The 23,146-nt window shown below is 61.1% G+C and carries 21 protein-coding genes; 8 read left to right on the forward strand and 13 right to left on the reverse strand.

Translation table 11 applies throughout. The features are described from left to right. Window positions 1–55: 55 nt before the first annotated feature. Window positions 56–1,021: a GlxA family transcriptional regulator gene (locus BLU37_RS05990; RefSeq protein WP_090203142.1), complete on the reverse strand. Its 966-nt coding sequence runs from the start codon at window positions 1,019–1,021 to the stop codon at window positions 56–58. A 212-nt stretch (window positions 1,022–1,233) separates the two neighbouring features. Between BLU37_RS05990 and BLU37_RS05995 the strand changes: the two genes are divergently transcribed. Beyond that, window positions 1,234–1,875 (forward strand): HD domain-containing protein, encoded by a 642-nt coding sequence (locus BLU37_RS05995; RefSeq protein ID WP_010453328.1) that lies wholly within the window; start codon window positions 1,234–1,236, stop codon window positions 1,873–1,875. A 131-nt stretch (window positions 1,876–2,006) separates the two neighbouring features. On the opposite strand, the gene BLU37_RS06000 is transcribed toward BLU37_RS05995, so the two are convergent. The 8 genes from BLU37_RS06000 to BLU37_RS06035 form a co-directional block, all read right to left on the reverse strand. Further along, window positions 2,007–2,900, reverse strand: coding sequence for an ABC transporter permease subunit (locus tag BLU37_RS06000; RefSeq protein WP_090203146.1), 894 nt, complete (start codon window positions 2,898–2,900; stop codon window positions 2,007–2,009). Then, a complete protein-coding gene (locus BLU37_RS06005) occupies window positions 2,897–3,778 on the reverse strand; it encodes an ABC transporter permease subunit (RefSeq protein ID WP_172833090.1) in 882 nt (293 codons plus the stop codon). Before BLU37_RS06005 ends, BLU37_RS06000 begins: the two co-directional genes overlap by 4 nt. Before the next feature lie 35 nt (window positions 3,779–3,813). Next, entirely contained in the window at window positions 3,814–4,956 is a 1,143-nt protein-coding gene (locus BLU37_RS06010) for an ABC transporter ATP-binding protein (protein ID WP_090203149.1), read from the reverse strand. A gap of 78 nt (window positions 4,957–5,034) precedes the next feature. Then, window positions 5,035–6,129: a polyamine ABC transporter substrate-binding protein gene (locus tag BLU37_RS06015; RefSeq protein ID WP_010453324.1), complete on the reverse strand. Its 1,095-nt coding sequence runs from the start codon at window positions 6,127–6,129 to the stop codon at window positions 5,035–5,037. A gap of 198 nt (window positions 6,130–6,327) precedes the next feature. Next, window positions 6,328–7,422 carry a polyamine ABC transporter substrate-binding protein gene (locus BLU37_RS06020; protein WP_019361063.1) on the reverse strand — a complete coding sequence of 365 codons (1,095 nt, stop codon included), beginning with the start codon at window positions 7,420–7,422 and terminating at the stop codon, window positions 6,328–6,330. Between the two features lie 187 nt (window positions 7,423–7,609). Continuing rightward, complete coding sequence (locus tag BLU37_RS06025; protein ID WP_090203152.1) at window positions 7,610–8,974, reverse strand: aspartate aminotransferase family protein; 1,365 nt, start codon at window positions 8,972–8,974, stop codon at window positions 7,610–7,612. A gap of 55 nt (window positions 8,975–9,029) precedes the next feature. Further along, the gene (locus tag BLU37_RS06030; RefSeq protein ID WP_010453321.1) at window positions 9,030–10,388 is read right to left on the reverse strand and encodes a glutamine synthetase family protein; all 1,359 of its coding nucleotides are present in this window, start codon (window positions 10,386–10,388) and stop codon (window positions 9,030–9,032) included. A 41-nt stretch (window positions 10,389–10,429) separates the two neighbouring features. Beyond that, complete coding sequence (locus BLU37_RS06035) at window positions 10,430–10,825, reverse strand: gamma-glutamyl-gamma-aminobutyrate hydrolase family protein (RefSeq protein ID WP_090203155.1); 396 nt, start codon at window positions 10,823–10,825, stop codon at window positions 10,430–10,432. Between the two features lie 278 nt (window positions 10,826–11,103). Between BLU37_RS06035 and BLU37_RS06040 the strand changes: the two genes are divergently transcribed. Continuing rightward, the gene (locus tag BLU37_RS06040) at window positions 11,104–12,480 is read left to right on the forward strand and encodes a glutamine synthetase family protein (protein ID WP_010453319.1); all 1,377 of its coding nucleotides are present in this window, start codon (window positions 11,104–11,106) and stop codon (window positions 12,478–12,480) included. A 245-nt stretch (window positions 12,481–12,725) separates the two neighbouring features. Next, window positions 12,726–13,364: a TetR/AcrR family transcriptional regulator gene (locus tag BLU37_RS06045; protein WP_090203158.1), complete on the forward strand. Its 639-nt coding sequence runs from the start codon at window positions 12,726–12,728 to the stop codon at window positions 13,362–13,364. Window positions 13,365–13,394: 30 nt separating this feature from the next. Here BLU37_RS06045 and tauD read toward each other — a convergent pair whose 3' ends face one another. Genes tauD through tauA form a run of 4 tightly spaced genes read right to left on the reverse strand, consistent with a single transcriptional unit; the run spans window position 13,395 to window position 16,924 of the window. Beyond that, the gene (gene tauD / locus BLU37_RS06050; protein ID WP_090203160.1) at window positions 13,395–14,228 is read right to left on the reverse strand and encodes a taurine dioxygenase; all 834 of its coding nucleotides are present in this window, start codon (window positions 14,226–14,228) and stop codon (window positions 13,395–13,397) included. Window positions 14,229–14,277: 49 nt separating this feature from the next. Further along, complete coding sequence (gene tauC / locus BLU37_RS06055) at window positions 14,278–15,108, reverse strand: taurine ABC transporter permease TauC (RefSeq protein WP_090203162.1); 831 nt, start codon at window positions 15,106–15,108, stop codon at window positions 14,278–14,280. Continuing rightward, window positions 15,105–15,899, reverse strand: a complete 795-nt coding sequence (gene tauB, locus BLU37_RS06060; RefSeq protein ID WP_029531097.1) for a taurine ABC transporter ATP-binding subunit — start codon at window positions 15,897–15,899, stop codon at window positions 15,105–15,107. The genes tauC and tauB overlap by 4 nt, the downstream gene beginning before the upstream one ends. A 47-nt stretch (window positions 15,900–15,946) precedes the next feature. Then, window positions 15,947–16,924: a taurine ABC transporter substrate-binding protein gene (gene tauA / locus BLU37_RS06065; protein WP_010453314.1), complete on the reverse strand. Its 978-nt coding sequence runs from the start codon at window positions 16,922–16,924 to the stop codon at window positions 15,947–15,949. Window positions 16,925–17,607: 683 nt separating this feature from the next. Here tauA and BLU37_RS06070 point away from each other — a divergent pair. From BLU37_RS06070 to ssuD, 5 genes are all read left to right on the forward strand, one after another. After that, window positions 17,608–18,972: an OprD family porin gene (locus BLU37_RS06070; protein WP_090203164.1), complete on the forward strand. Its 1,365-nt coding sequence runs from the start codon at window positions 17,608–17,610 to the stop codon at window positions 18,970–18,972. Window positions 18,973–19,291: 319 nt separating this feature from the next. Then, window positions 19,292–19,930, forward strand: a complete 639-nt coding sequence (locus BLU37_RS06075) for a peroxiredoxin (protein ID WP_090203166.1) — start codon at window positions 19,292–19,294, stop codon at window positions 19,928–19,930. A gap of 387 nt (window positions 19,931–20,317) precedes the next feature. Further along, window positions 20,318–20,911, forward strand: a complete 594-nt coding sequence (gene ssuE / locus BLU37_RS06085; protein ID WP_010453306.1) for an NADPH-dependent FMN reductase — start codon at window positions 20,318–20,320, stop codon at window positions 20,909–20,911. Window positions 20,912–21,004: 93 nt separating this feature from the next. Then, window positions 21,005–21,970 carry a sulfonate ABC transporter substrate-binding protein gene (locus BLU37_RS06090; RefSeq protein ID WP_010453304.1) on the forward strand — a complete coding sequence of 322 codons (966 nt, stop codon included), beginning with the start codon at window positions 21,005–21,007 and terminating at the stop codon, window positions 21,968–21,970. A 25-nt stretch (window positions 21,971–21,995) separates the two neighbouring features. Further along, complete coding sequence (ssuD, locus tag BLU37_RS06095; protein WP_090203173.1) at window positions 21,996–23,144, forward strand: FMNH2-dependent alkanesulfonate monooxygenase; 1,149 nt, start codon at window positions 21,996–21,998, stop codon at window positions 23,142–23,144. Window positions 23,145–23,146 lie beyond the last annotated feature (2 nt).

Consider the following 23,146-nt stretch of genomic DNA (forward strand, 5'->3'; position numbering starts at 1 on the left):
GCGGTGCGGCGATCCGACTTGCCCGCGAAGAGGCCCTCAAGCCCACCACAGCACCTCAAGCCAACCCCGCAAAGTTCTGCCGAAACTGCTGCGCACTCACCCCCAGCCGTCGCTGGAACACACTGCGCATATGGTGCGCATCACGAAACCCGCACTCGTAGGCAATGGTCTTCAATGGCGCCCCGCCGCCTTCCAGCAGCACCCGCGCCGCATCCACACGCGCGCTTTCGACGAACTCCGCCGGGGTCGCCCCGCTTTCCCGGACGAACACCCGGGAAAAGTTCCGTGCACTCATGTTCGCCACCTTCGCCAGCTCGGCAATGCTCAGGTCCGCAGCCAGATGCGTCAGTACATACACCTGCACCTGGGCAACCAGCGAGCCCGGTTCGGCATGGGGCGTCAGGTAGGGACTGAACTGCGACTGCCCGCCCGAGCGTTGGGTGAACACCAGCAGCCGCCGGGCCACGCTCAAGGCGATCTCGCTGCCCTGCTCCCGGGACAGCAGGTACAGCGACAGGTCGATACCCGCCGTTACCCCCGCCGAGGTGAACAGCTCGCCATCCTGCACATACAGGCGATCGGCCTCAACCCGCGCCGTCGGGCACAGCTCGGCCAATGCCTGGGCGTCGCTCCAGTGGGTGGTCACCGTGCGCCCCTCCAGCAGCCCGGCCCGCGCCAGCATGAACGCACCATTGCAGATCGAGCCGAACAGTCCGGCACGGGCAACGGCGGACCGTAGCCAGGCATGGAACTCGGCACCGAAGTCCAACCCCGGCAAGCTCGGCCCGCCGGCACACAACAGCAGGTCATAGCGTCCCGGCGCTTCGCTGAAATGTCGGTGCGCCTGGATCGCCAAGCCATTCGAGCAAGGAACCCAACCGCGCTCGACGCCAATCACCTCCAGGCGATATCCGGCCTCGGGCGGCAGGAAGCGGTTGGCCTCGGCGAACACGTCCATCGGCCCGCTGACATCCAGGGACTGGACGCCGGAAAACACGATGACAGCGACGGTGCGGGTCATGGAACAAGCCTCTTTCAGATCAAACGAGAAATCGCCGAACCGGGCCTACGGTAACCAAAGCCCCGCCGGGATACGAGGCACATCCGGCCGCTGGCGCGAAACCTGCCGCGAATGGCTGGAATCGTCACCCTGTATCGATAGCAGCCAAACCCACACAACGCCAGACTGATTCCATCGGCGCCACTGCGGCGCTCGCCACAGGAGTCACCACCATGAGCAACACCATCGCCGGCATCCAGATACCCGACAGCGCGCTGGCCAGGGCGGCCACCGAATACATCCGCGATGTGGAGAGCGACCTGCTCTACCACCACTCGCGCCGAGTATTCCTGTTCGGCGCCCTGAGCGGCGAGCGCAAGCAACTGGCGTACAACCCGGAGCTGCTTTACATCGGCGCGATGTTCCACGACCTGGGCCTGGTCGAGGGCCTGCGCAGCGACAATGACCGCTTCGAAGTCGACGGAGCCAACGCGGCCAAGGCCTTCATGCAGCCCTATGGGTTGTCGGATGACGATATCGAGCAGGTCTGGCTGTCGATTGCCCTGCACACCACGCCGGGCGTGCCCCAATATCTGCGGCCGACCGTGGCCCTGGTGACCGCAGGGGTGGAGATGGATGTGCTGGGCATGGACTACGCGGCGTTTCCCACCGCGCAGCGTGAAGCGGTGGTGCATGCGCATCCACGGGGTGAAGGGTTCAAGGAGTGCATTATCTGCGCGTTTGCCGATGGTTTGCGCCATCGTCCGCAGACCACCTTCGGCAACGTCAAGACCGACGTCTTGAAAGACAAGGATACGAGTTTCAAGCCGATGAATTTCGTCGAAGTGATCCGGCGTTCACCGTGGGCTGAATGAAACCTCTGTGGGAGCCGGCTTGCTGGCGATCCGCCGAAGGCGGCCATTCAGCGCCTTCGGCGGCGATGGCGAAATCGCTATCGCCAGCAAGCCGGTTTCCACAATCGACACAACACGTACCGATAGGAAAGTTACGAAGCTTGCGCTGCCGCCGATGGCCGCCGCACGTCCGGCTGCTTCCAGGAATCCGCCGCACTCTCCTCGATGGCCTGCTGGATCGCCTTGCGCCGACGTTCTTCGGCCTGGCGGCTGAAGTACCAGACCAGGAAGGTCACCAGCGACACTGCCAGCAGGATCAGACTCGCCACCGCGTTGATCTCCGGCTTCACGCCCAGGCGCACCGCCGAGAACACTTCCATCGGCAGGGTGGTCGAACCCGGCCCGGACACGAAGCTGGCCAGCACCAGGTCATCCAGCGACAGGGCAAACGACATCATGCCGCCCGCCGCCAGCGACGGCGCGATCATCGGAATGGTGATCAGGAAGAATACCTTCCACGGCCGCGCGCCCAGGTCCATGGCCGCCTCTTCGATGGACAGGTCCAACTCGCGCAGACGCGCCGACACCACCACCGCCACGTAGGCCGAGCAGAAGGTCGTGTGGGCGATCCAGATCGTGACGATGCCACGCTCCTGGGGCCAGCCGATCATCTGCGCCATGGCCACGAACAGCAGCAACAGCGACAGGCCGGTGATCACTTCCGGCATCACCAACGGCGCGGTGACCAGGCCACCAAACAGCGTGCGGCCCTTGAAGCGGGTGATCCGGGTCAGCACGAACGCCGCCAGGGTGCCCAGTGCCACCGCCGCAATAGCGGTGTAGCAGGCGATTTCCAGCGAGCGGGCGACCGAGCCCATCAGTTGCGTGTTGTCGAGCAGGCCGACGTACCACTTCACCGACCAGCCGCCCCACACCGTCACCAGCTTGGAGGCGTTGAACGAGTAGATCACCAGAATCAGCATCGGCAGGTAGATGAACAGCAGACCCACCACCAGCATCAGTTTCGAGAAACCGAAGCGCTTCATGCCCTGCCCTCCATTTCCTTGGCCTGACTGCGGTTGAACAGGATGATCGGCACGATCAGGATCGCCAGCATCACCACGGCAAGGGCGGAAGCCACCGGCCAGTCACGGTTGTTGAAGAACTCTTGCCACAGCACCTTGCCGATCATCAGGGTTTCCGGACCGCCGAGCAGCTCGGGGATCACGAATTCGCCGACCACCGGGATGAACACCAGCATGCAGCCGGCGATGATGCCGTTCTTCGACAGCGGTACAGTGATCTTCCAGAAGCTGTTGAAGGTGCTCGACCCCAGGTCCGAGGCGGCCTCCAGCAAGCTGGCATCGTGCTTCACCAGGTTGGCGTAGAGCGGCAGGATCATGAACGGCAGGTACGAATAGACCACGCCGATGTACACCGCCAGGTTGGTGTTGAGGATCTGCAGCGGTTCGCTGATCAGCCCGGTCCACATCAGGAAGCCATTGAGCAGCCCGTTGTTGCTGAGGATGCCCATCCAGGCATAGACGCGGATCAGGATCGCGGTCCAGGTCGGCATCATGATCAGAAGCACCAGCACGGTCTGCACTTCCTTGCGCGCACTGGCGATGGCATAGGCCATCGGATAGCCGATCAGCAGGCACAACAGCGTGCTGATGAAGGCCATCTTCAACGAACCCAGGTAGGCTGCCAGGTACAGGTCGTCGTCGCCCAGCATCGCATAGTTGCCGAGGTTCAGAATCAGCTGCAGCTTCTGTTCGACGAAGGTATAGATCTCGGTGTAGGGCGGAATCGCCACGTCCGCTTCTGCGAAGCTGATCTTCAGGACGATGAAGAACGGCAGCATGAAGAACAGAAACAGCCAGAGAAAAGGAATCCCGATGACCACATGACGGCCGGAAGGGATTATACGGTGCAGCCGGCGCTTGAACTTTCGCATGTTCATGAGCGCAGTACCACGCCGCTGTCGTCTTCCCACCAGACGAACACTTCATCGCCCCAGGTCGGCCGGGTGCCCTGGCGTTCGGCGTTGGCGACGAAGGATTGCACCAGCTTGCCGCTCGGCAACTCGACGTAGAACACCGAGTGACCGCCCAGGTAGGCGATATCGTGAACCTTGCCGCGCGACCAGTTGTGCTCGCACTGCGGCTGGGTGGTGGTGACCAGCAGCTTCTCCGGGCGGATCGCGTAGGTCACGTGCTTGTCCTGGACCGACGTACTCACGCCGTGCCCGACGTAAATATTGCGCTCCAACTCCGGGCAGGCGATGCGCGCATAACCTTCGGCGTCATCGACCACTTCACCGTCGAACAGGTTGACGTTACCGATGAACTCACAGACCAGACGGCTGGTCGGGGTCTCGTAGACGTCGATCGGGCTGCCGATCTGGGCAATCCAGCCCAGGTGCATGATGGCGATCCGCTCGGCCATGGTCATGGCCTCTTCCTGATCGTGGGTCACCATGACGCAGGTCACGCCGACGCGCTCGATGATCTCGACAAGCTCAAGCTGCATCTGCGAACGCAGCTTCTTGTCCAGAGCACCCATGGGCTCGTCGAGCAGCAACAGTTTCGGCCGCTTGGCCAGGGAACGGGCCAGGGCCACACGCTGGCGCTGGCCACCGGACAACTGGTGCGGCTTGCGCTTGGCGTACTGGCTCATCTGCACCAGCTTGAGCATCTCGGCCACACGGGCGTCGATTTCGGCTTTCGGAATCTTGTCCTGCTGCAAGCCAAAGGCAATGTTCTGGGCCACGGTCATGTGTGGGAACAGGGCATAGGACTGGAACATCATGTTGATCGGCCGCTCGTAGGGCGGCATGTCGGTGATGTCCACGCCATCCAGGTAGATCCGGCCTTCGGTCGGCCGCTCGAAACCGGCGAGCATGCGCAGCAAGGTGGATTTACCCGAGCCCGAGCCACCAAGCAGGGCGAAGATCTCGCCTTTCCTGATTTCCAGGGACACATCGTCCACGGCGATCGTCTCATCGAACTTCTTCGTAACCCGGTCGATCTTGACCAACACCTGCTTGGGTGATTGGTCGCCTTCGAGGGCTTTCTTGTAGGCGCCGGAGGCAACAGCCATGTGCAAAACTCCCAACAAAATTTAACCGCAAGGCCCTGACGGCCCAGCATTGAATGGTTTGACCCGAGGGCCCACGGACTATTTGCCCGACTTGATCCGGGTCCAGCTACGAGTCATCACACGTTGGATTTTCGGGGGTAGTTCCGAGTTGACGTACAGCTTGTCCACTACAGCCTGCGGTGGGTAAACCGCTTCATCGGTACGCACGGACTGATCCATCAGTTCGCCAGCCTTTGGGTTCGGGTTGGCATAGCCGACATAATCGCTGACCTCGGCAATCGCCTCAGGTTGCAGCAGATAGTTGATGAAAGCGTGGGCCTCCTTGACGTTGCCGGCATCCTTGGGGATCGCCAGCATGTCGAACCAGAGGTTGCCGCCTTCCTTGGGAATCACGTAGGCGATATCGACGCCTTTCTTCGCCTCTTCGGCGCGCTTCTTGGCCTGGAAGATATCGCCGGAGAAACCGGCCGCCACGCAGATCTCGCCGTTGGCCAGGTCCGAAATGTACTTGGAGGAGTTGAAGTAGGTGACGTAGGGGCGAACCTTGAGCAGCTTTTCCTCGGCCAGCTTGTAATCCTTCTCGTTGGTGCTGTTGGGGCTCAGGCCCATGTAGTTCAGCACCGCCGGAAGCATCTCGTCGGCGGAATCGAGGAATGCCACGCCACAACTGGAGAGCTTCTTGATGTTTTCCGGCTCGAACAGCATCGCCCAGGAGTCGATCTTGTCGACGCCCAGCACCGCCTTGACCTTCTCGACGTTGTAACCGATACCGTTGGTGCCCCACAGGTACGGTACCGCGTACTGGTTGCCCGGGTCGTTCTTCTCCAGGCGCTTCATCAGCGCCGGGTCGAGGTTGGCGTAGTTGGGCAGCAGCGATTTATCGAGTTTCTGAAAGGCGCCGGCCTTGATCTGCTTGCCGAGGAAGTGGTTGGACGGCACCACCACGTCATACCCGGTATGGCCGGCCAGCAACTTGCCTTCCAGGGTTTCGTTGGAATCGAAGACGTCATACACCGGTTTGATGCCGGTGGCCTTCTCGAAATTGGCCAGGGTGTTCTCGCCGATATAATCGGACCAGTTATAAATATGCACAGTCGGTGCAGCCTGGGCACTGACCGCCAGCGTCAGGCCTGCGCCAACCAGCAAAGTCTTGCGAAACAAAGAAATAGACACTTTGAGGTCCTCTCAATAGTTGGGCCTGAGTTGCCCGGGCCCTATGGCGCGATAACCGCCCGATGACAAAACCGGCGCGCAACTTACCCTCGATAAGCCGATCCAGCAAAAGTTTTCTTTGATTGATATTTATCCTGCAGGAACCGATGCCCGGATAAGCCCGGCTCCTGCAGGTGGAACGGTGTTATCTCAGGCCGCTTACTTGCCCGACTTGATCTTGGTCCAGCTGCGGGTCAGCTCACGCTGGGTCGCGGCCGGCAGGTCGGCGATGGCGTAGAGCTTGGCCTGCACGTCGGCAGGTGGGTAGATGCCCGGATCGCTGGTGATGCTCTTGTCGACCAGTGCCGTGGCCTTCTCGTTACCGTTCGGGAAACGCACGCTGTCGGTGATCGCCGCCATGACTTCCGGCTTGAGCAGGTAGTTCATGAACTTGTAGGCACCATCGACGTTTTCGGCGTCTTTCGGAATGGCGACCATGTCGTAGAAGCTGCCAGCGCCTTCCTTGGGAATGACGTAGCTGACTTTCACCTTGTCACCGGCTTCGGCAGCACGGGATTTGGCCTGCTGGATGTCACCCGAGTAGCCGACGGCCACGCAGATGTTGCCGTTGGCCAGGTCCGAGATGTACTTGGACGAGTGGAAGTAGGTGATCGAAGGACGAATCTTCAGGTACAGATCCTCGGCCTTCTTGATGTCTTCCTTCTTCTGGCTGTCGGTCGGCAGACCCAGGTAGTGCAGCGCCACCGGGATCATCTCGGTCGGCGAATCGAGGAAGCTCACGCCGCAGCTCTTGAGCTTGGCGATGTTTTCCGGCTTGAACAGGGTGTCCCAGGAATCGATCTTGTCCACGCCCAGCGCGGCCTTGACCTTCTCCGGGTTGTAGCCGATGCCGATCGAGCCCCACATGTACGGGAAGGCGTGCTGGTTGCCCGGGTCGCTGACCGAAACCGCCTTGAGCAGCGACTTGTTCAGGTTGTCGTAGTTCGACAGCTTGGACTTGTCCAATGTCTGATAGACGCCGGCCTTGATCTGCTTGGCCAGGAAGTTGTTGGACGGCACCACGATGTCATAACCGGACTTGCCGGCCAGCAGCTTGGCTTCCAGGGTTTCGTTGCTGTCGAATACGTCGTAGACAACCTTGATCCCGGACTCTTTTTCAAAGTTCGCGATGGTGTCCGGTGCGATGTAGTCGGACCAGTTGTAAACGTGCAGCACTTTATCGTCCGCGTGAGCGGCACCGGCTATCGCTCCGGCCATGGACAGGGCCAGGAGAGTCTTGCCAGCGTTCTTCAAACCTAATGCCTTCATGCGTCATGCTCCAATTTTTCTTTTAAACCAGCTGTTCGGCGGCCGATTCCGGGCAACTCGGAACCGTGGGGTAGTCTGGCAAGATCCAGGGCCGGCTTTCAAGAAAAGACCAGCCTTTCTGATCACTCCGAGCGAAAGCGCTGACAACTCGCTTGCGCTCAGAGCCTAGCACCTAGCCCTGCACCGCACTCAGGGTCAGATCCAGGCATTGACGCGCCTTGGTCACCAACTCGTCGATCTCGGCCTTGCTGATCACCAGTGGCGGGGCAATGATCATGGTGTCGCCGACGGCACGCATGATCAGGCCGTTGTCGAAGCAGAACTGCCGGCAGATCATGCCGACGCCCTTACCCTCGTAACGCGCACGGGTGGCCTTGTCCTTGACCAGTTCGATGGCCCCCAGCAGACCCACACCCCGAACCTCACCCACCAGCGGGTGATCGTTCAGCTCCCGTAGACGCTTTTGCAAATAGGGTGCCGTTTCGGCATGGACCCGCTCGATAATTTTCTCGTCGCGCAGGATGCGGATGTTTTCCAGCGCCACCGCCGCCGCCACCGGGTGCCCGGAGTAGGTGAAACCGTGGTTGAAGTCGCCACCTTCGTTGAGCACCGCGACCACGTCGTCGCGTACGATCAGGCCACCCATGGGGATGTAGCCGGAAGTCAGGCCCTTGGCGATGGTCATCATGTGCGGCTTGAGGCCGTAGAAATCGCTACCGAACCACTCACCCGTACGCCCGAAACCGCAGATCACCTCGTCGGCGACGAACAGGATGTCGTACTTGGCAAGGATTTCCCTGATCCGCGGCCAGTAGCTGTCCGGCGGCACGATCACCCCGCCGGCGCCCTGGATCGGCTCGGCAATGAACGCACCGACGTTGTCCACACCCAGTTCGAGGATCTTTTCTTCCAGCTGGTTGGCCGCCCAGATACCGAATTCCTCCGGGCTCATGTCGCCGCCTTCGCCAAACCAGTAGGGCTGGGCGATATGAACGATGCCCGGGATCGGCAGGTCGCCCTGCTCATGCATGTAGGTCATGCCGCCGAGACTGGCACCGGCCACGGTAGAGCCGTGATAACCGTTCTTGCGGCTGATGATGGTTTTCTTCTGCGGCTGGCCCTTGATCGCCCAGTAGTGGCGGACCATGCGCAGCATGGTGTCGTTGCCTTCGGAACCGGAACCGGTGAAGAACACATGGTTCATGCCCTCGGGCGCAATTTCGGAGATTACCTTCGCCAGTTCCAGCACCGGCGGGTGGGCGGTCTGGAAGAACAGGTTGTAATACGGCAGCTCGCGCATCTGCCGGCTGGCGGCCTCGGCCAGTTCGTCGCGCCCGTATCCGACCGCGACGCACCACAGACCGGCCATGCCGTCGAGGATCTGGTTACCCTCGCTGTCCCACAGGTAGACACCCTTGGCGTTGGTGATGATGCGCGGGCCTTTTTCCTTCAACTGCTTGAAGTCACTGAAGGGGGCCAGGTGATGATCACTGCTGAGGGTCTGCCACTCACGGGTTTGCGGGTTGCTGCTGGTCATACGGATCTCCTAGATTCCAGTGAAGGCGCGGCCTGCGAGCACCGCGCCCGACGCATCAGACGGCGAAGAGCAGGAATTCCCGCTCCCACGAACTAATGACGCGCTTGAAGTTTTCATGCTCGGCCCGCTTGACCGCGACGTAGCCCGTGATGAATTTCTTGCCCAGGTATTTCTCGATGGTCTTGCTGTTTTCCATGCGTTCCAGCGCATCCTCGATGGTCAGCGGCAGGCGCAGGTTGCGCCGTTCGTAGCCACGACCGACCACCGGTGCGCTCGGCGTCATGCCTTCGAGCATGCCGATATAGCCACACAGCAGGCTCGCGGCGATCGCCAGGTAGGGGTTGGCGTCGGCACCCGGCAAGCGGTTTTCCACCCGACGGTTCTGCGGGCCGGCATCCGGCACGCGCAGGCCCACGGTACGGTTCTCTTCACCCCACTCCACGTTCACCGGCGCCGAGGTGTCCGGCAGGAAGCGGCGGAACGAGTTGACGTTCGGCGCGAACAGCGGCAACAGCTCGGGGATCAGCTTCTGCAGGCCACCGATGTGGTTGAGGAACAGCTCGCTCTTGGTCCCGTCTTCATTGGAGAAGATGTTCTTGCCGGTCTGGATGTCGATGATGCTCTGGTGCAGGTGCATGGCGCTGCCCGGCTCGCCGGTCATCGGCTTGGCCATGAAGGTCGCCGCCACATTGTGCTTGAGCGCCGCCTCACGCATGGTGCGCTTGAACACCAGAATCTGGTCGGCCAGGGACAGGGCGTCACCGTGACGGAAGTTGATCTCCATCTGCGCCGTGCCGTCTTCGTGGATCAGGGTGTCGAGGTCCAGCTCCTGCAGCTCACACCAGTCGTAGACATCTTCGAACAGCGGATCGAATTCGTTGGCCGCTTCGATGGAGAACGACTGACGACCGGTTTCCGGGCGACCGGAACGGCCGATCGGCGGCTGCAGCGGGAAGTCCGGGTCTTCGCAGCGCTTGGTCAGGTAGAACTCCATCTCCGGCGCCACGATCGGCTGCCAGCCGTGGTCGGCATAGAGTTTCAGGACCTTCTTGAGCACGTTGCGCGGCGACAGCTCGATCGGATTGCCCTGCTTGTCGTAGGTATCGTGGATCACCTGGGCGGTGGGTTCGATGGCCCAGGGCACCAGGTACACGGCGTTGCCGTCGGGGCGGCAGATCATGTCGATGTCCGCCGGGTCCAGCAACTCGTAATAAATGTCGTCTTCGACATAGTCGCCGGTCACGGTCTGCAACAGGACGCTTTCGGGCAGACGCATGCCCTTTTCGGCGATGAACTTGTTGGTCGGCGAGATCTTGCCCCGGGTGATCCCGGTGAGGTCGCCAATCATGCATTCGACTTCTGTGATCTTGTGGTTTTTCAACCAATCGGTGAGCTGGTCGAGGTTGTTACTCATAAATGCCTCTGGGCTGGGTTTCCTGAGCTACATAATAGAAGTCAGGTGTTGATTAACGCATCACTATCGCGTTGTTTTGCCCGTTTTCGGCGGGACAAGGCCCGCCAGAACGTCACCCGGGTCCACCGGCAGCAGGTGCGGGTCCGCCGCAGGGTAATAAGGTAGCGTTCGCAATCATGCGCAGTGCCCGGCGCACTGGCCGGACCGCCATGTACAGGCTGTTCGGCATGAGAGGGAGCGCCGGTGAAAAGAAGGCCGTCGGTACTGTCCAGAATAACGGACGGTTCGAACCGTTGCGCCAGCGAGAAGATGATCAGCGGCACGCTCTGGGCAGTGCTTTCGACTGCGCGAACAAACGGATCACCCCGGGTGTGACAACCCTGCAAACCCACCTGATCAGAGCAGGCGGTGAGGCCGATCAACGGCAGGCGAGACATGCAGCACCCCGGTATTATTGCTGTTATGGGTTTCAATCGAGCTTAGCCTCGTTCATTTTTTTACACAACACCCCCCTAAAAAATACGATATCGCCCGCTCAAGCCTGCGGTGCCTCTGGTTTTTTCCAGGGAAGAAATGCCCCAAAAAGCCCCAAAAAAGCCACTCGGGCGCTTTTTCAGGGCGCAAATTGCCTCGCTTGACTTCGGCATGCGGTTCGGGTTGACTGAAACCAGAAAAGATCAATGATTGATATTTTTAACAACAAAGGTGTTGCATCATGTCGGTACCCCCGCGTGCCGTTCAGCTTAACGAAGCGAACGTGTTCCTTAAGGAACATCCTGAGGTTCTGTACGTTGACCTTCTGATTGCGGATATGAATGGTGTGGTGCGAGGCAAGCGCATCGAACGCACCAGCCTCCACAAGGTTTACGAGAAAGGCATCAACCTGCCGGCCTCACTTTTTGCCCTCGACATCAACGGTTCTACGGTGGAAAGCACCGGCCTGGGCCTGGACATCGGCGACGCCGACCGGATCTGTTATCCGATTCCCGACACCCTGTGCAACGAGCCCTGGCAAAAGCGCCCCACCGCGCAACTGCTGATGACCATGCACGAACTCGAAGGCGCACCTTTCTTCGCCGACCCTCGTGAAGTGCTCCGCCAAGTTGTAAGCAAGTTTGACGACCTCGGTCTGACCATCTGCGCCGCCTTCGAACTCGAGTTCTACCTGATCGACCAGGAGAACGTGAATGGCCGCCCGCAACCGCCCCGCTCGCCGATCTCCGGCAAACGCCCGCACTCGACACAGGTCTACCTGATCGACGACCTCGACGAATACGTCGACTGTCTCCAGGACATCCTCGAGGGTGCCAAGGAGCAAGGGATTCCCGCCGACGCCATCGTCAAGGAAAGCGCCCCGGCCCAGTTCGAGGTCAACCTGCATCACGTGGCCGACCCGATCAAGGCCTGCGACTACGCGGTGCTGCTCAAGCGCCTGATCAAGAACATCGCCTACGACCATGAGATGGACACCACCTTCATGGCCAAGCCCTACCCGGGCCAGGCGGGCAATGGTCTGCACGTCCATATCTCGATACTCGACAAAGACGGCAAAAACATCTTTGCCAGCGAGGATCCCGAGCAGAACGCCGCGCTGCGTCACGCGATCGGCGGTGTGCTCGAGACCCTACCGGCGCAGATGGCCTTCCTCTGCCCGAACGTCAACTCCTACCGGCGTTTCGGCGCACAGTTCTACGTGCCGAACTCGCCCTGCTGGGGTCTGGACAACCGCACCGTTGCGATTCGCGTGCCGACCGGTTCGGCCGATGCCGTGCGTATCGAACACCGCGTCGCGGGTGCCGATGCCAACCCTTACCTGCTGATGGCTTCAGTCCTGGCGGGTGTGCACCACGGCCTGATCAACAAGATCGAGCCAAACGCCCCGGTCGAAGGCAACAGCTACGAGCAGAACGAGCAGAGCCTGCCGAACAACCTGCGCGATGCCCTGCGCGAGCTGGACGACAGCGAAGTCATGGCCAAGTACATCGATCCGAAGTACATCGACATCTTCGTCGCCTGCAAGGAGAGCGAGCTGGAGGAGTTCGAACACTCCATCTCCGACCTCGAGTACAACTGGTACCTGCATACCGTGTAAGCGCTGACGGTAGTAGAAAGAAGAACGCCGCCGGCCTTGGGCCTGCGGCGTTTTTTTATGCCGTTGTGGCGAGCGGGCTTGTCGGGACGCCGCGCTCGGCTGCAAAGCCGTGGTGAAACCAGCCACCTCGCGCGATCTGACACATCGTGATCTCCGATTTCAGGGCCGCTTCGCGCCTCACCGCGGGCAAGCCCGCTCGCCACAGTCCTCGCGTACAATCCTCGCAGTCCCTGCAGGAGAGTCCCATGCCGCGCCCCGTCACCGCCCGCAAACCCCGAGCACGCAGCCAGGCGCGGATCGATTCGATCCTCGACGCCGCCCGTACCCTGCTGGCCGCCAAGGGCGTGACCAGTCTGTCGATCTACAACGTCGCCGAGCGCGCGCAGATCCCGCCGTCGTCGGTCTATCACTTCTTTGCCAGCGTCCCGGCCCTGCTCGAAGCGCTCACCGCCGATGTCCACGCGGCCTTCCGCGCCTGCCTGCAGGCACCGATCGAGCATGCCAGCCTCAACAGTTGGCATGACCTGTCACGGCTGGTGGAGCAACGGATGCTGGTGATCTACAGCGAAGACGCCGCCGCGCGCCAGTTGATCCTCGCCCAGCACGGTCTGACCGAAGTCACCCAGGCCGACCGCCAGCACGATATCGAACTGGGCAACCTGATGCACAAACTGTTCATCCGCCATTTCGAACTGCCGACGTTGCCGACGGATGTCGATGTGTTTGCCCTGGCAATGGAGTTGGGAGACCGCGTTTATGCGCGGTCGATGCAGTTGCATGAACAGATCACCCCGCGCATGGCCGAGGAAGGCATGCGGGTGTTCGACGCGTACCTGGGGCTGTACCTGCCGCCGTACCTGCCCAAGCGCGACACCCCGCTCTAAAGCACAACACCACCGCCGGCTCCTGCAAGGTCAGAACGGCGCGTCACCGAGGATGGTCGCGCGGTGCATCACCCGCCGGTTCGGCCGGTAGTCGTCGACCGCATAGTGCTGGGTCACACGGTTGTCCCAGAACGCCACGTCGTGCTCCTGCCAGCGCCAGCGAATGGTGAACTCCGGCCGGGTCGCATGGGCGAACAGCAGCTTGAGGATCGCTTCGCTCTCGGTTTCTTCCAGCTCGTTGATCCGGGTGGTGAAGCCCTCGTTGACGAACAGCGCCTTGCGCCCACTTACCGGATGCGTGCGAATCACCGGGTGGGACAATGGCGGGTTGTTCCTGCGGGTTTCTTCCCAACGCGCCAGGTCTTCAGGCGTGCTGCCAAAGCGCTCGACCGGGAACGACTTGATAAAGTTGTGAGTGGCCGTCAGCCCGTCCAGCAAACGCTGCAACGGCGCCGACAAGGCCTCGAACGCGGCAATGCCACTGGCCCACAAGGTGTCGCCGCCAAAGGCCGGCAACTGCTTGGCCGCCAACACCGCACCAAGTGCCGGGGTTGGCAGGAAGGTCACGTCGGTGTGCCAGATGGCGTTGTCACGCACATCGGTGACCGCCGTATCGAGAACCAGCACCTGCGGCTGCTCCGGCACATTCGGGTAGATCGGATGGATATGCAGGTCGCCGAAATTCGCCGCGAACGCCGCCTGCTGCTGCGGATTCAGCGGCTGGTTGCGAAAGAACAGCACCTGGTACTCAAGCAGCGCCTGCTCGATGGCATCACGCTGCTCGATGCTGAGCGGCTCGCTCAAGGTGACACCTTCGATCTGGGCACCCAGGGCAGCGCTCAAGGGAGTGAGGGTCAGGCTCATGGTCGGTTCTCTTCAAATACGTGCCGAACGGTCGGCAAGATCAAGTCTGTCAGTGAGCCTGGCCGTGCCACGGCACCAGCTTGCGTTGCAGGGCGCGCAGGCCCATTTCCATGGCAAAGGCGATCAGCGCGATCACCAGAATCCCCAGCACCACCACATCGGTGACCAGGAACTGCGCCGCCGACTGGACCATGAATCCCAGGCCGCTGGTGGCCGCGATCAGTTCGGCGGCGACCAGCGTCGACCAGCCAACCCCCAACCCGATACGTACGCCCGTGAGAATGTCCGGCAAGGCACTGGGCAAGATCACATGGCGGATCAGTTGGGCCCGGGTCGCCCCCAGCGACAACGCCGCACGCAGCTTGGTCGGATCGACGGTGCGCACGCCGGTGGCAGTCGCGATGGCGATCGGGGCGAAGATCGCCAGGTAGATCAGCAGCACTTTCGACAACTCGCCGATACCGCACCAGATCACGATCAACGGCAGGTAGGCCAGCGGCGGAATCGGTCGGTAGAACTCGATCAGCGGATCGAGGATGCCCCGGGCGATCCGGTTGTGGCCGATGGCGATGCCAACCGGGATCGCGGTCAGCACTGCAATGCCCAGAGCCAGGCCAATACGCCCGAGGCTGGCCCCGAGGTGCTGCCACAGGGTCGAATCCATATAGCCCTTGGTCGCCAGCAGCCAACCTTTTTCCAGCACCGCCGAAGGCGGCGGCAGGAACAGCGGCTCGATCATGCCGAACGCGGTAACGGCCCACCACAGTGCAATCAGGCTCAGCAGCGTCAGCCCGCTGATCCAGCGCGTGCTCAGGCTGCGCCGTGCCACCGGGGCAATCGACTGGGCCGTGGTGGTCGCCGGCCATTCATAACTGCTCATACGAACTCCTGCCGTGGACCGGCGCTGCGCTGGGAGAACACACGGGCCAATACATGCTCGCGGGTTTCGATAAAACGGGGATCGGACTTGATCGAGCGAGCCGATTCGCCGGCGCTGTAGCGCTGGCCGAAATCCAGGCGCAGATGCTCCACCACTCTTCCGGGGTTGGGTGCCAACAGGATCAGGTCGGTGGCCAGAAACACCGCTTCTTCAATATCGTGCGTGATGAGGAACACCGGTTTGGCGGTGCGCTGCCAGACTTGCAGCAACAGCTCCTGCATCTGTTCACGCGTGAAGGCATCGAGAGCACCGAACGGTTCGTCCATCAACAACACCCGCGGGTCCGCCGCCAAGGCGCGGGCCAGGCCGACGCGTTGTTTCTGACCGCCGGACAGTTGCCAGACACGACGCTGATCGAAATCCGCCAGATCGACCAGCGCGAGCATTTCCCGGGCACGGGCTTCGCGCTGCTCACGCGGCACACCCGCCAGTTCCAGACCGAAGCCGACGTTGGCCAGCACGTTCTGCCAAGGCAGCAGGGCATCGTCCTGGAACACCACGCCGCGCTCGGCACTCGGCCCCTTGACCGGCACCCCATCCAGGGTGATGCGACCGGCGCTCGGCTCGACGAACCCGGCGATCAGATTCAACAGCGAGGTCTTGCCGCTGCCCGACGGCCCGAGGGCCACCAGCAACTGCTGAGGCCCCAGACTGAGGGAAATATCCGACAACACCGGCTCGGCCGCACCGGGGTACTGTGCGCTGATGCGCTCCAGTTGTAACAAGGCCATGGCGATGGGCTCCTCAGTCCTGGGCTTGAGCAATCAGGCTCGCTGAATCACTGGGTGATGAATTGGCTGCTGACGTAGGGGGCGTAGTCCGGCAGGACCGCTTCGACCTTGCCCTGCTCCTTCAGGAACGTCGCGGTATCGGTGATCGCCTGGACCGTCGGTTTGCCGAGGAGGCTGACCTGATCGGCCGCCAGCGGGTAGACGTTGCCTTGCAGCAGCAGCGGGATATCAGTGGCCTTGGCGCCGGAGAGCTTGACCAGTTTGTCGACGTTGCCTTTCTCGGCCAGCCAGGCCTGTGGGTCTTTACGGTATTGGGCGTAGGCATCCAGCGTCACCTTGGCGAATGCCTTGACGATTTCCGGGTGCTTCTCGGCAAAGTCCTTGCGCACGATCCAGGCGTCGAACGTCGGCGCACCGAATTTCGCCAGTTCGCCAGAGGTGATCAGCACCTTGCCGTTTTCCTTGGCGACACCCAGAGCCGGATCCCAGACGTAGGTGGCATCGATATCGCCGCGTTTCCAGGCGGAGACGATGGCCGGCGGCGCGAGGTTGAGAATCTGTACTTTTGCAGGATCAATGTTCCAGTGCTTCAGGGCCGCCAGCAGGCTGTAGTGGCCAGTGGAGACGAACGGCACGGCGACTTTCTTGCCCACCAGATCCTGGGGCGAGTTGATCCCGGAGCCATCACGGGCAACCAGGGCTTCGGCTGCGCCGATCTGGGTCGCGACCAGGAACGTTTCCACCGGCACCTTGCGGGTAATCGCCGCTGTCAGCGGGCTGGAGCCGAGGTAACCGATCTGCACATCACCCGAGGCGATAGCCGCGATGACGTCCGCGCCATTCTCGAACTTGCGCCAGTCGATCTTGGCCTGGGTGACTTTTTCATAGGTGCCGTCGGCCTGCGCGACCTTGGCCGGATCGACAGTGGTCTGGTAGGCCACGGTGAAGTCGGCGGCCTGTGCAAACAGGCTAGCCCCGGCCAGGGACAGAGCCGCCAACAGGCGGAGCGGGGAATGCGATTTCATGGGAGAAGCTCCTCAACGGATGACCGGGACTCGGCGTGCTGAGGAGACTAAATGATCTAAGAATCTTAAAATAAATAACTTATTCGAATTAGCTTATGAGGGTAAATGGAACCTGCCCGTCCCCGGAAACCGGGGCCAATGTTTCACCTGCGACACAATCGAATTGGCGACTCGGCCTTTCATGATCTAGGGTTATTACTTTGCCTCGTAGGCCGTCCGTAGAACCGAACGTCGGAATGTGACAACTACATGGCAATCTTCATGTGACAAATGCTGTAATAAATTGACGGGAGTGGCAGCGTTTCGCCATGATTGCGTCGCCTTTTTGATCGCCCATGACGTTCGGAGACGATTCCGTAGGTCGGCGGTTCTAAAAAAGAGGCATAAAAATACTTTTCAGGAATGTGTCCAGCGGTCGATAAAACCCCTTGGCGACAGTGCTTTATACCGCACGATATTCCAGAATCGTCTGAAAAAGGATGAAATGATTCTTTTTGGGTTTATGACAAAGTCATTACTCTGCACGGACCAAATCACAGCGGTTAGACCAAAGTCGTAGACATGGTTTGTTACGATTGACTTACCAGTCACGATCTGGCGCTAATCGCGCAATCTGTGGCGCCAGAGGGACGTAGATCCCGAGCCTAGAAATACAAAAATTAGAAATGAGAGGAGCACCACCCATGAAGAAGTCCACTTTGGCCCTGGCTGTGGCCGTAGGGGTTCTGGCGCAGCAGGCAGGCGCCGCAGGTTTCATCGAAGACAGCAAGGCCACACTGGGTCTGCGTAACTTCTACATCAATACCGATAACCGCGATGGCGCCAACACCGCTACCAGCCGGAACAAGAACGAAGAATGGGGCCAAGGCTTCGACCTGCGCTTCATCTCGGGCTACACCCAAGGCACCGTCCAGTTCGGTGTTGATGCAATCGGTCTGTACGGTGTCCGTCTGGACTCCACCCGCGATAAGAGCGGTAACGCCAGCGGTGCTGCAACCGGCGGCACAGTGTTCCCAACCAACGGCCAGAGTGGTGCAGTTCCAGACTTCGCTAGCCTGGGCCTGACCGGTAAGGTCAAGATTTCCCAGACCGAACTGAAGATCGGTACCCTGCAACCGAACAACCCGGTCATCAAAACCAACGACGGTCGCCTGTTGCCACAAACCTTCACCGGTGGCGAGATCAAGTCGAACGAGATCAAAGACCTGACCCTGACTGGTGGTCTGATCAACTCGGCCAAAGGCCGTAACTCCACTAACGATCAGAGCCTGTCGATCGCTGGCGCCAACGGCACCACTTCTTCTGCTCGTGACAGCAACAAGTTCTACTACGGTGGTGCGGACTACAAGATCACCAAGGATCTGACTGCTTCGTACTACTACGGCGAGTTGAAGGATTTCTACTCGCAGAACTTCCTGGGTCTGGTGCACAACTGGGCAATCGGTCCTGGCGTGCTGAAAAGCGACCTGCGCTACTACCGCAGCCGCGATGACGGTGCCAACGGTCACGACGCCAACTACTTCACCACTGGCTACTACTCCGACCACACAACCAACGCGACCAAGGTCAAGGGCAAGGTCGACAACGACCTGTACAGCTACCTGGCCCTGTACACCATTGAAGGCCACACCTTCGGTGCTGGCTATCAGTACAGCAAGGGCGACAGTGACTTCCCTTGGCTGAACCAGGGTGACGGCTCGTCGGCCAGCATCCCAACCGACGTGCAGATCCAGAAGTTCGCCCGTTCCGGCGAGCGTACCTGGCAGGCTCGCTACGCCTATGACTTCGCCAAGGTTGGCGTACCTGGCCTGACCGCCGGCGTGACCTACCTGCGTGGCAGCAACATCGACACCATCGTTTCGAACGTACGTGCCGACGGTGCCAGCGAGTGGGAACGCGATATCAGCGTTGCTTACGTCGTACCGGAAGGCACCTTCAAGAACCTGGGCTTCGCCTGGAAAAACGCTATGTGGCGCACCGACCTGCCGAACACCCGTTCGCAGGACGAAAACCGCCTGATCGTCAGCTACTCGATCCCGCTGCTGTAAGCGCGTAATCGTCTAGTTCAAGATCCACACTCGGCCCGGCGCAATGCCGGGCCGAGTGCTTCACGTCTTGCATACAGCACTACCTTCAGCTTCGACCTCCCGCCAAACCTCGACATCACGACGTTCGGTACTCCACTGATTTACATCCCCTTAGCCCTCTCACAAGCTAGATACAAGAGTGCGCCTGGCCGTTCTCCCCGTCCAATGAAGAACTTTTTAATATTTCCATATCGTCTAAATAAATCGATATTTATTCTTTTTAAATAATCCGTACTACAGGCACATTAGGGCTCATCAACCTTCACCCAAGGAGCAGCACATGAGCCTCAGACTGGGCGACATCGCCCCCGATTTCGAACAGGATTCCAGCGCCGGCAAGATTCGTTTCCACGAGTGGCTGGGCGACAGCTGGGGCGTGCTGTTTTCCCACCCGGCGGACTTCACTCCGGTGTGCACCACCGAACTGGGCTTCACCGCCAAGCTCAAGGACGAGTTCGCCAAACGCGGCGTCAAGGCCATCGCCCTGTCCGTAGACCCGGTGGATTCGCACCACAAGTGGATCGAAGACATCAACGAAACCCAGCACACGATCGTCAACTTTCCGATCCTGGCTGACGCCGACCGCAAAGTGTCTGACCTGTACGACCTGATCCACCCCAACGCCAGCGACACCCTCACCGTGCGCTCGCTGTTCATGATCGACCCGAACAAGAAGATCCGGTTGACCATCACCTACCCGGCGAGCACCGGTCGCAACTTCCACGAGATCCTGCGGGTGATCGACTCGCTGCAACTGACCGACAACCACAAGGTCGCGACCCCGGCCAACTGGCAGGACGGTGATGATGTGGTGATCGTGCCGTCACTCAAGGACGAAGAGGAAATCAAGAAACGCTTCCCGAAAGGCTACCGCGCGGTGAAACCGTACCTGCGCCTGACACCGCAGCCCAACCGCTGATGTCCGTCTCGCCGGCTTGCCGCGCCCCCTGTAGGAGCGTGGCTTGCCCGCGATCGAGTGCGAAGCACTCGCAAATCCTGAGAACCCGTTTCTTCAGGAACACCGCATGAGGCGATTCTACGACTGCTTCGCAGCCGATCGCGGGCAAGCCACGCTCCCACAGGGGTCGCAAGTTTTCAGTTTCCAGAGATTCACAAAGCAGGGGTTTTCAGGCCGTTTCAACGGCCTATTTTTTTGCCTGCAACAAAGCCACCCATATATTCATTTTAAGAATAAACAAATGAATAAATGAGATTTATGGATATATAAAATCACTGGTAAGGTCTGTCCAACCCAAGCGAGATCGCAACCCGCGAATCGCTGTCCTACGTTTGAGGAAAGACCTTCATGCTGGTCGTGACACTCGGAGGAAGCCCCAGCCAGCGATCACGCTCCGGGGTGCTGCTGGACCACGCCAAACGCTGGCTCAACCAGCAAGGCATCGAAGTGGTGAGCTACCAGATCCGCGATTTCAATGCCGAAGACCTGCTCCATGCGCGCTTCGGCAGCCCGCAGGTGGTCGCCCTGCTGCAACACATCGAACAGGCCGACGGCCTGGTGATCGCCACGCCGGTGTACAAGGCCTCGTTTTCCGGCGCGCTGAAGACCGTGCTGGACCTGTTGCCCGAGCGCGCCCTGAGCCACAAGGTGGTGCTGCCCATGGCCACCGGCGGCAGCATCGCCCACATGCTCGCCGTGGACTACGCGCTCAAGCCGGTACTCGCCGCACTCAAGGCCCAGGAAATGCTCCACGGCATCTTCGCCGAGGACAGCCAGATCGCCTACGGCGAAGGCAGTGCCCAGGCTCAACTGGCCCCGGCACTGGAGCAACGCCTCGACGAAGCCCTGGCCCAGTTCCATAGCGCCCTGGCGCGCCGGCCCAAGCCACTGGACCCGGCCCTGCTGAATGATCGTCTGCTGAGTGCTCGCTGGAGCATCTAGCCCGTTTCAACCGCTAACGATGTACTGGCCTTACTCGCCCGCCAACGGGCAAGCAGGTGCAGCCAAAACCCTAACTGCAAAAAGGAGAGCGCCATGCGCACTATCGTTTTGCGTCGCGGTCTGGTCGCTCTGTTTGCAGCGGCTGTCACCTTCGGCGCCATCACTCAAGCCCAGGCCGAATCCCTGCGGATCGGTTACCAGAAATACGGCACCCTGGTCCTGCTCAAGGCCAAGGGCAGCCTGGAAAAACGCCTCGCCGCCCAAGGCGTACAGGTGCAATGGACCGAATTCCCCGGCGGCCCGCAGTTGCTCGAAGGTCTGAACGTCGGCTCGATCGACTTCGGCGTCACCGGCGAGACACCGCCCGTCTTTGCCCAGGCCGCCGGTGCCGATCTGCTCTACGTTGCCTCCGAACCACCAGCGCCGACCAGCGAGGCGATCCTGGTGCCCAAGGACTCGCCGATCAAATCGGTGCAGGAACTCAAGGGCAAGAAAGTCGTGCTCAACAAGGGCTCCAACGTTCACTACCTGCTGGTCCGCGCCCTCGAAGACGCCGGCCTCAAGTACAGCGACATCCAGACCGTCTTCCTGCCGCCCGCCGATGCCCGCGCCGCCTTCGAGCGTGGCAGCGTCGACGCCTGGGTGATCTGGGACCCCTACCAGGCCGCCGCCGAGCAACAGCTCCAGGCCCGCACCCTGCGTGACGGCAAGGGCCTGGTGGACAACAACCAGTTCTACCTGGCGACCCGCCCCTACGCCGAGAAACACCCTGAGGTGATCAAGGCTCTGGTCGAGGAAGTCCGTGGCGTCGGCGAATGGTCCAAGGCCAACCCCGAGGAAGTCACCGCCCAGGTCGCCCCGCTGCTCGGCCTGCCCGCCGACATCACCCTGACCTCGGTGAAACGCCAGGGTTACGGCGCGCAGTTCCTCACTCCCGAGGTGGTCGCCGCACAACAGAAAATCGCCGACAGCTTCTACCAGCTCAAGCTGATTCCCAAGCCGCTGAGCATCAAGGACGTGATCTGGACACCACCGGCCGCCGTTGCCACCGCACCTTGAACCGTATTCCTTAGGAGACAACTCCATGAGCCTCAACATTTTCTGGTTCCTGCCTACCCACGGCGACGGCCATTACCTTGGCACCGCCGAAGGCGCCCGCGCCGTCGACCACGGTTATCTGCAGCAGGTGGCCCAGGCCGCCGACCGTCTTGGCTTCGGCGGCGTACTGATCCCCACCGGGCGTTCCTGCGAGGACTCCTGGCTGGTGGCCGCCTCGCTGATTCCGGTGACCCAACGCTTGAAATTCCTCGTGGCCCTGCGCCCGGGAATCATTTCCCCGACCGTGGCGGCGCGCCAGGCTGCGACCCTAGACCGACTCTCCGGTGGCCGCGCGCTGTTCAACCTGGTGACCGGCGGTGACCCCGACGAACTGGCCGGCGACGGCCTGTTCCTCAACCACGAAGAGCGTTACCAGGCCTCGGTGGAGTTCACCCGCATCTGGCGGCGGGTACTGGAAGGCGAGACCGTCAACTACGACGGCCAGCACATCAGCGTGAAAGGCGCCAAGCTGCTCTACCCACCCCTGCAACAACCGCGTCCACCGCTGTACTTCGGCGGCTCGTCGGAAGCCGCGCAGGATCTGGCCGCCGAGCAGGTCGATATGGTCCTGACCTGGGGTGAACCGCCGGCCGCCGTCGCCGAGAAGATCGAACAGGTGCGGGCCAAGGCTGCCAGGCAGGGGCGCACCGTGCGCTTCGGCATCCGCCTGCACGTGATCGTTCGCGAAACCAATGCCGAGGCCTGGAAGGCGGCGGAAAAACTCATCTCGCACCTGGACGACGAGACCATCGCCCGCGCGCAGAAATCCCTGGCGCGCTTCGACTCCGTCGGCCAGCAGCGCATGGCCGCACTGCACGGCGGCAGCCGCGACAAGCTGGAAGTCAGCCCCAACCTGTGGGCCGGCGTCGGCCTGGTGCGTGGCGGTGCCGGCACCGCGCTGGTGGGCGATGGTCCGACTGTCGCGGCGCGGGTCAAGGAATACGCTGACCTGGGCATCGACACCTTCATCTTCTCCGGCTACCCGCACCTGGAAGAGTCCTACCGGGTGGCCGAACTGCTGTTCCCGCACCTGGACATCGAGCGCCCGGAACGGCCGCAAAGCGCCGGTTACGTCAGCCCCTTCGGTGAGATGGTCGCCAACGACATCCTGCCCAAAGCCGTCTCCCAGAGCTGAGG

It is taken from the genome of Pseudomonas asplenii (assembly GCF_900105475.1).
Classification (GTDB): Bacteria; Pseudomonadota; Gammaproteobacteria; order Pseudomonadales; family Pseudomonadaceae; genus Aquipseudomonas; species Aquipseudomonas asplenii.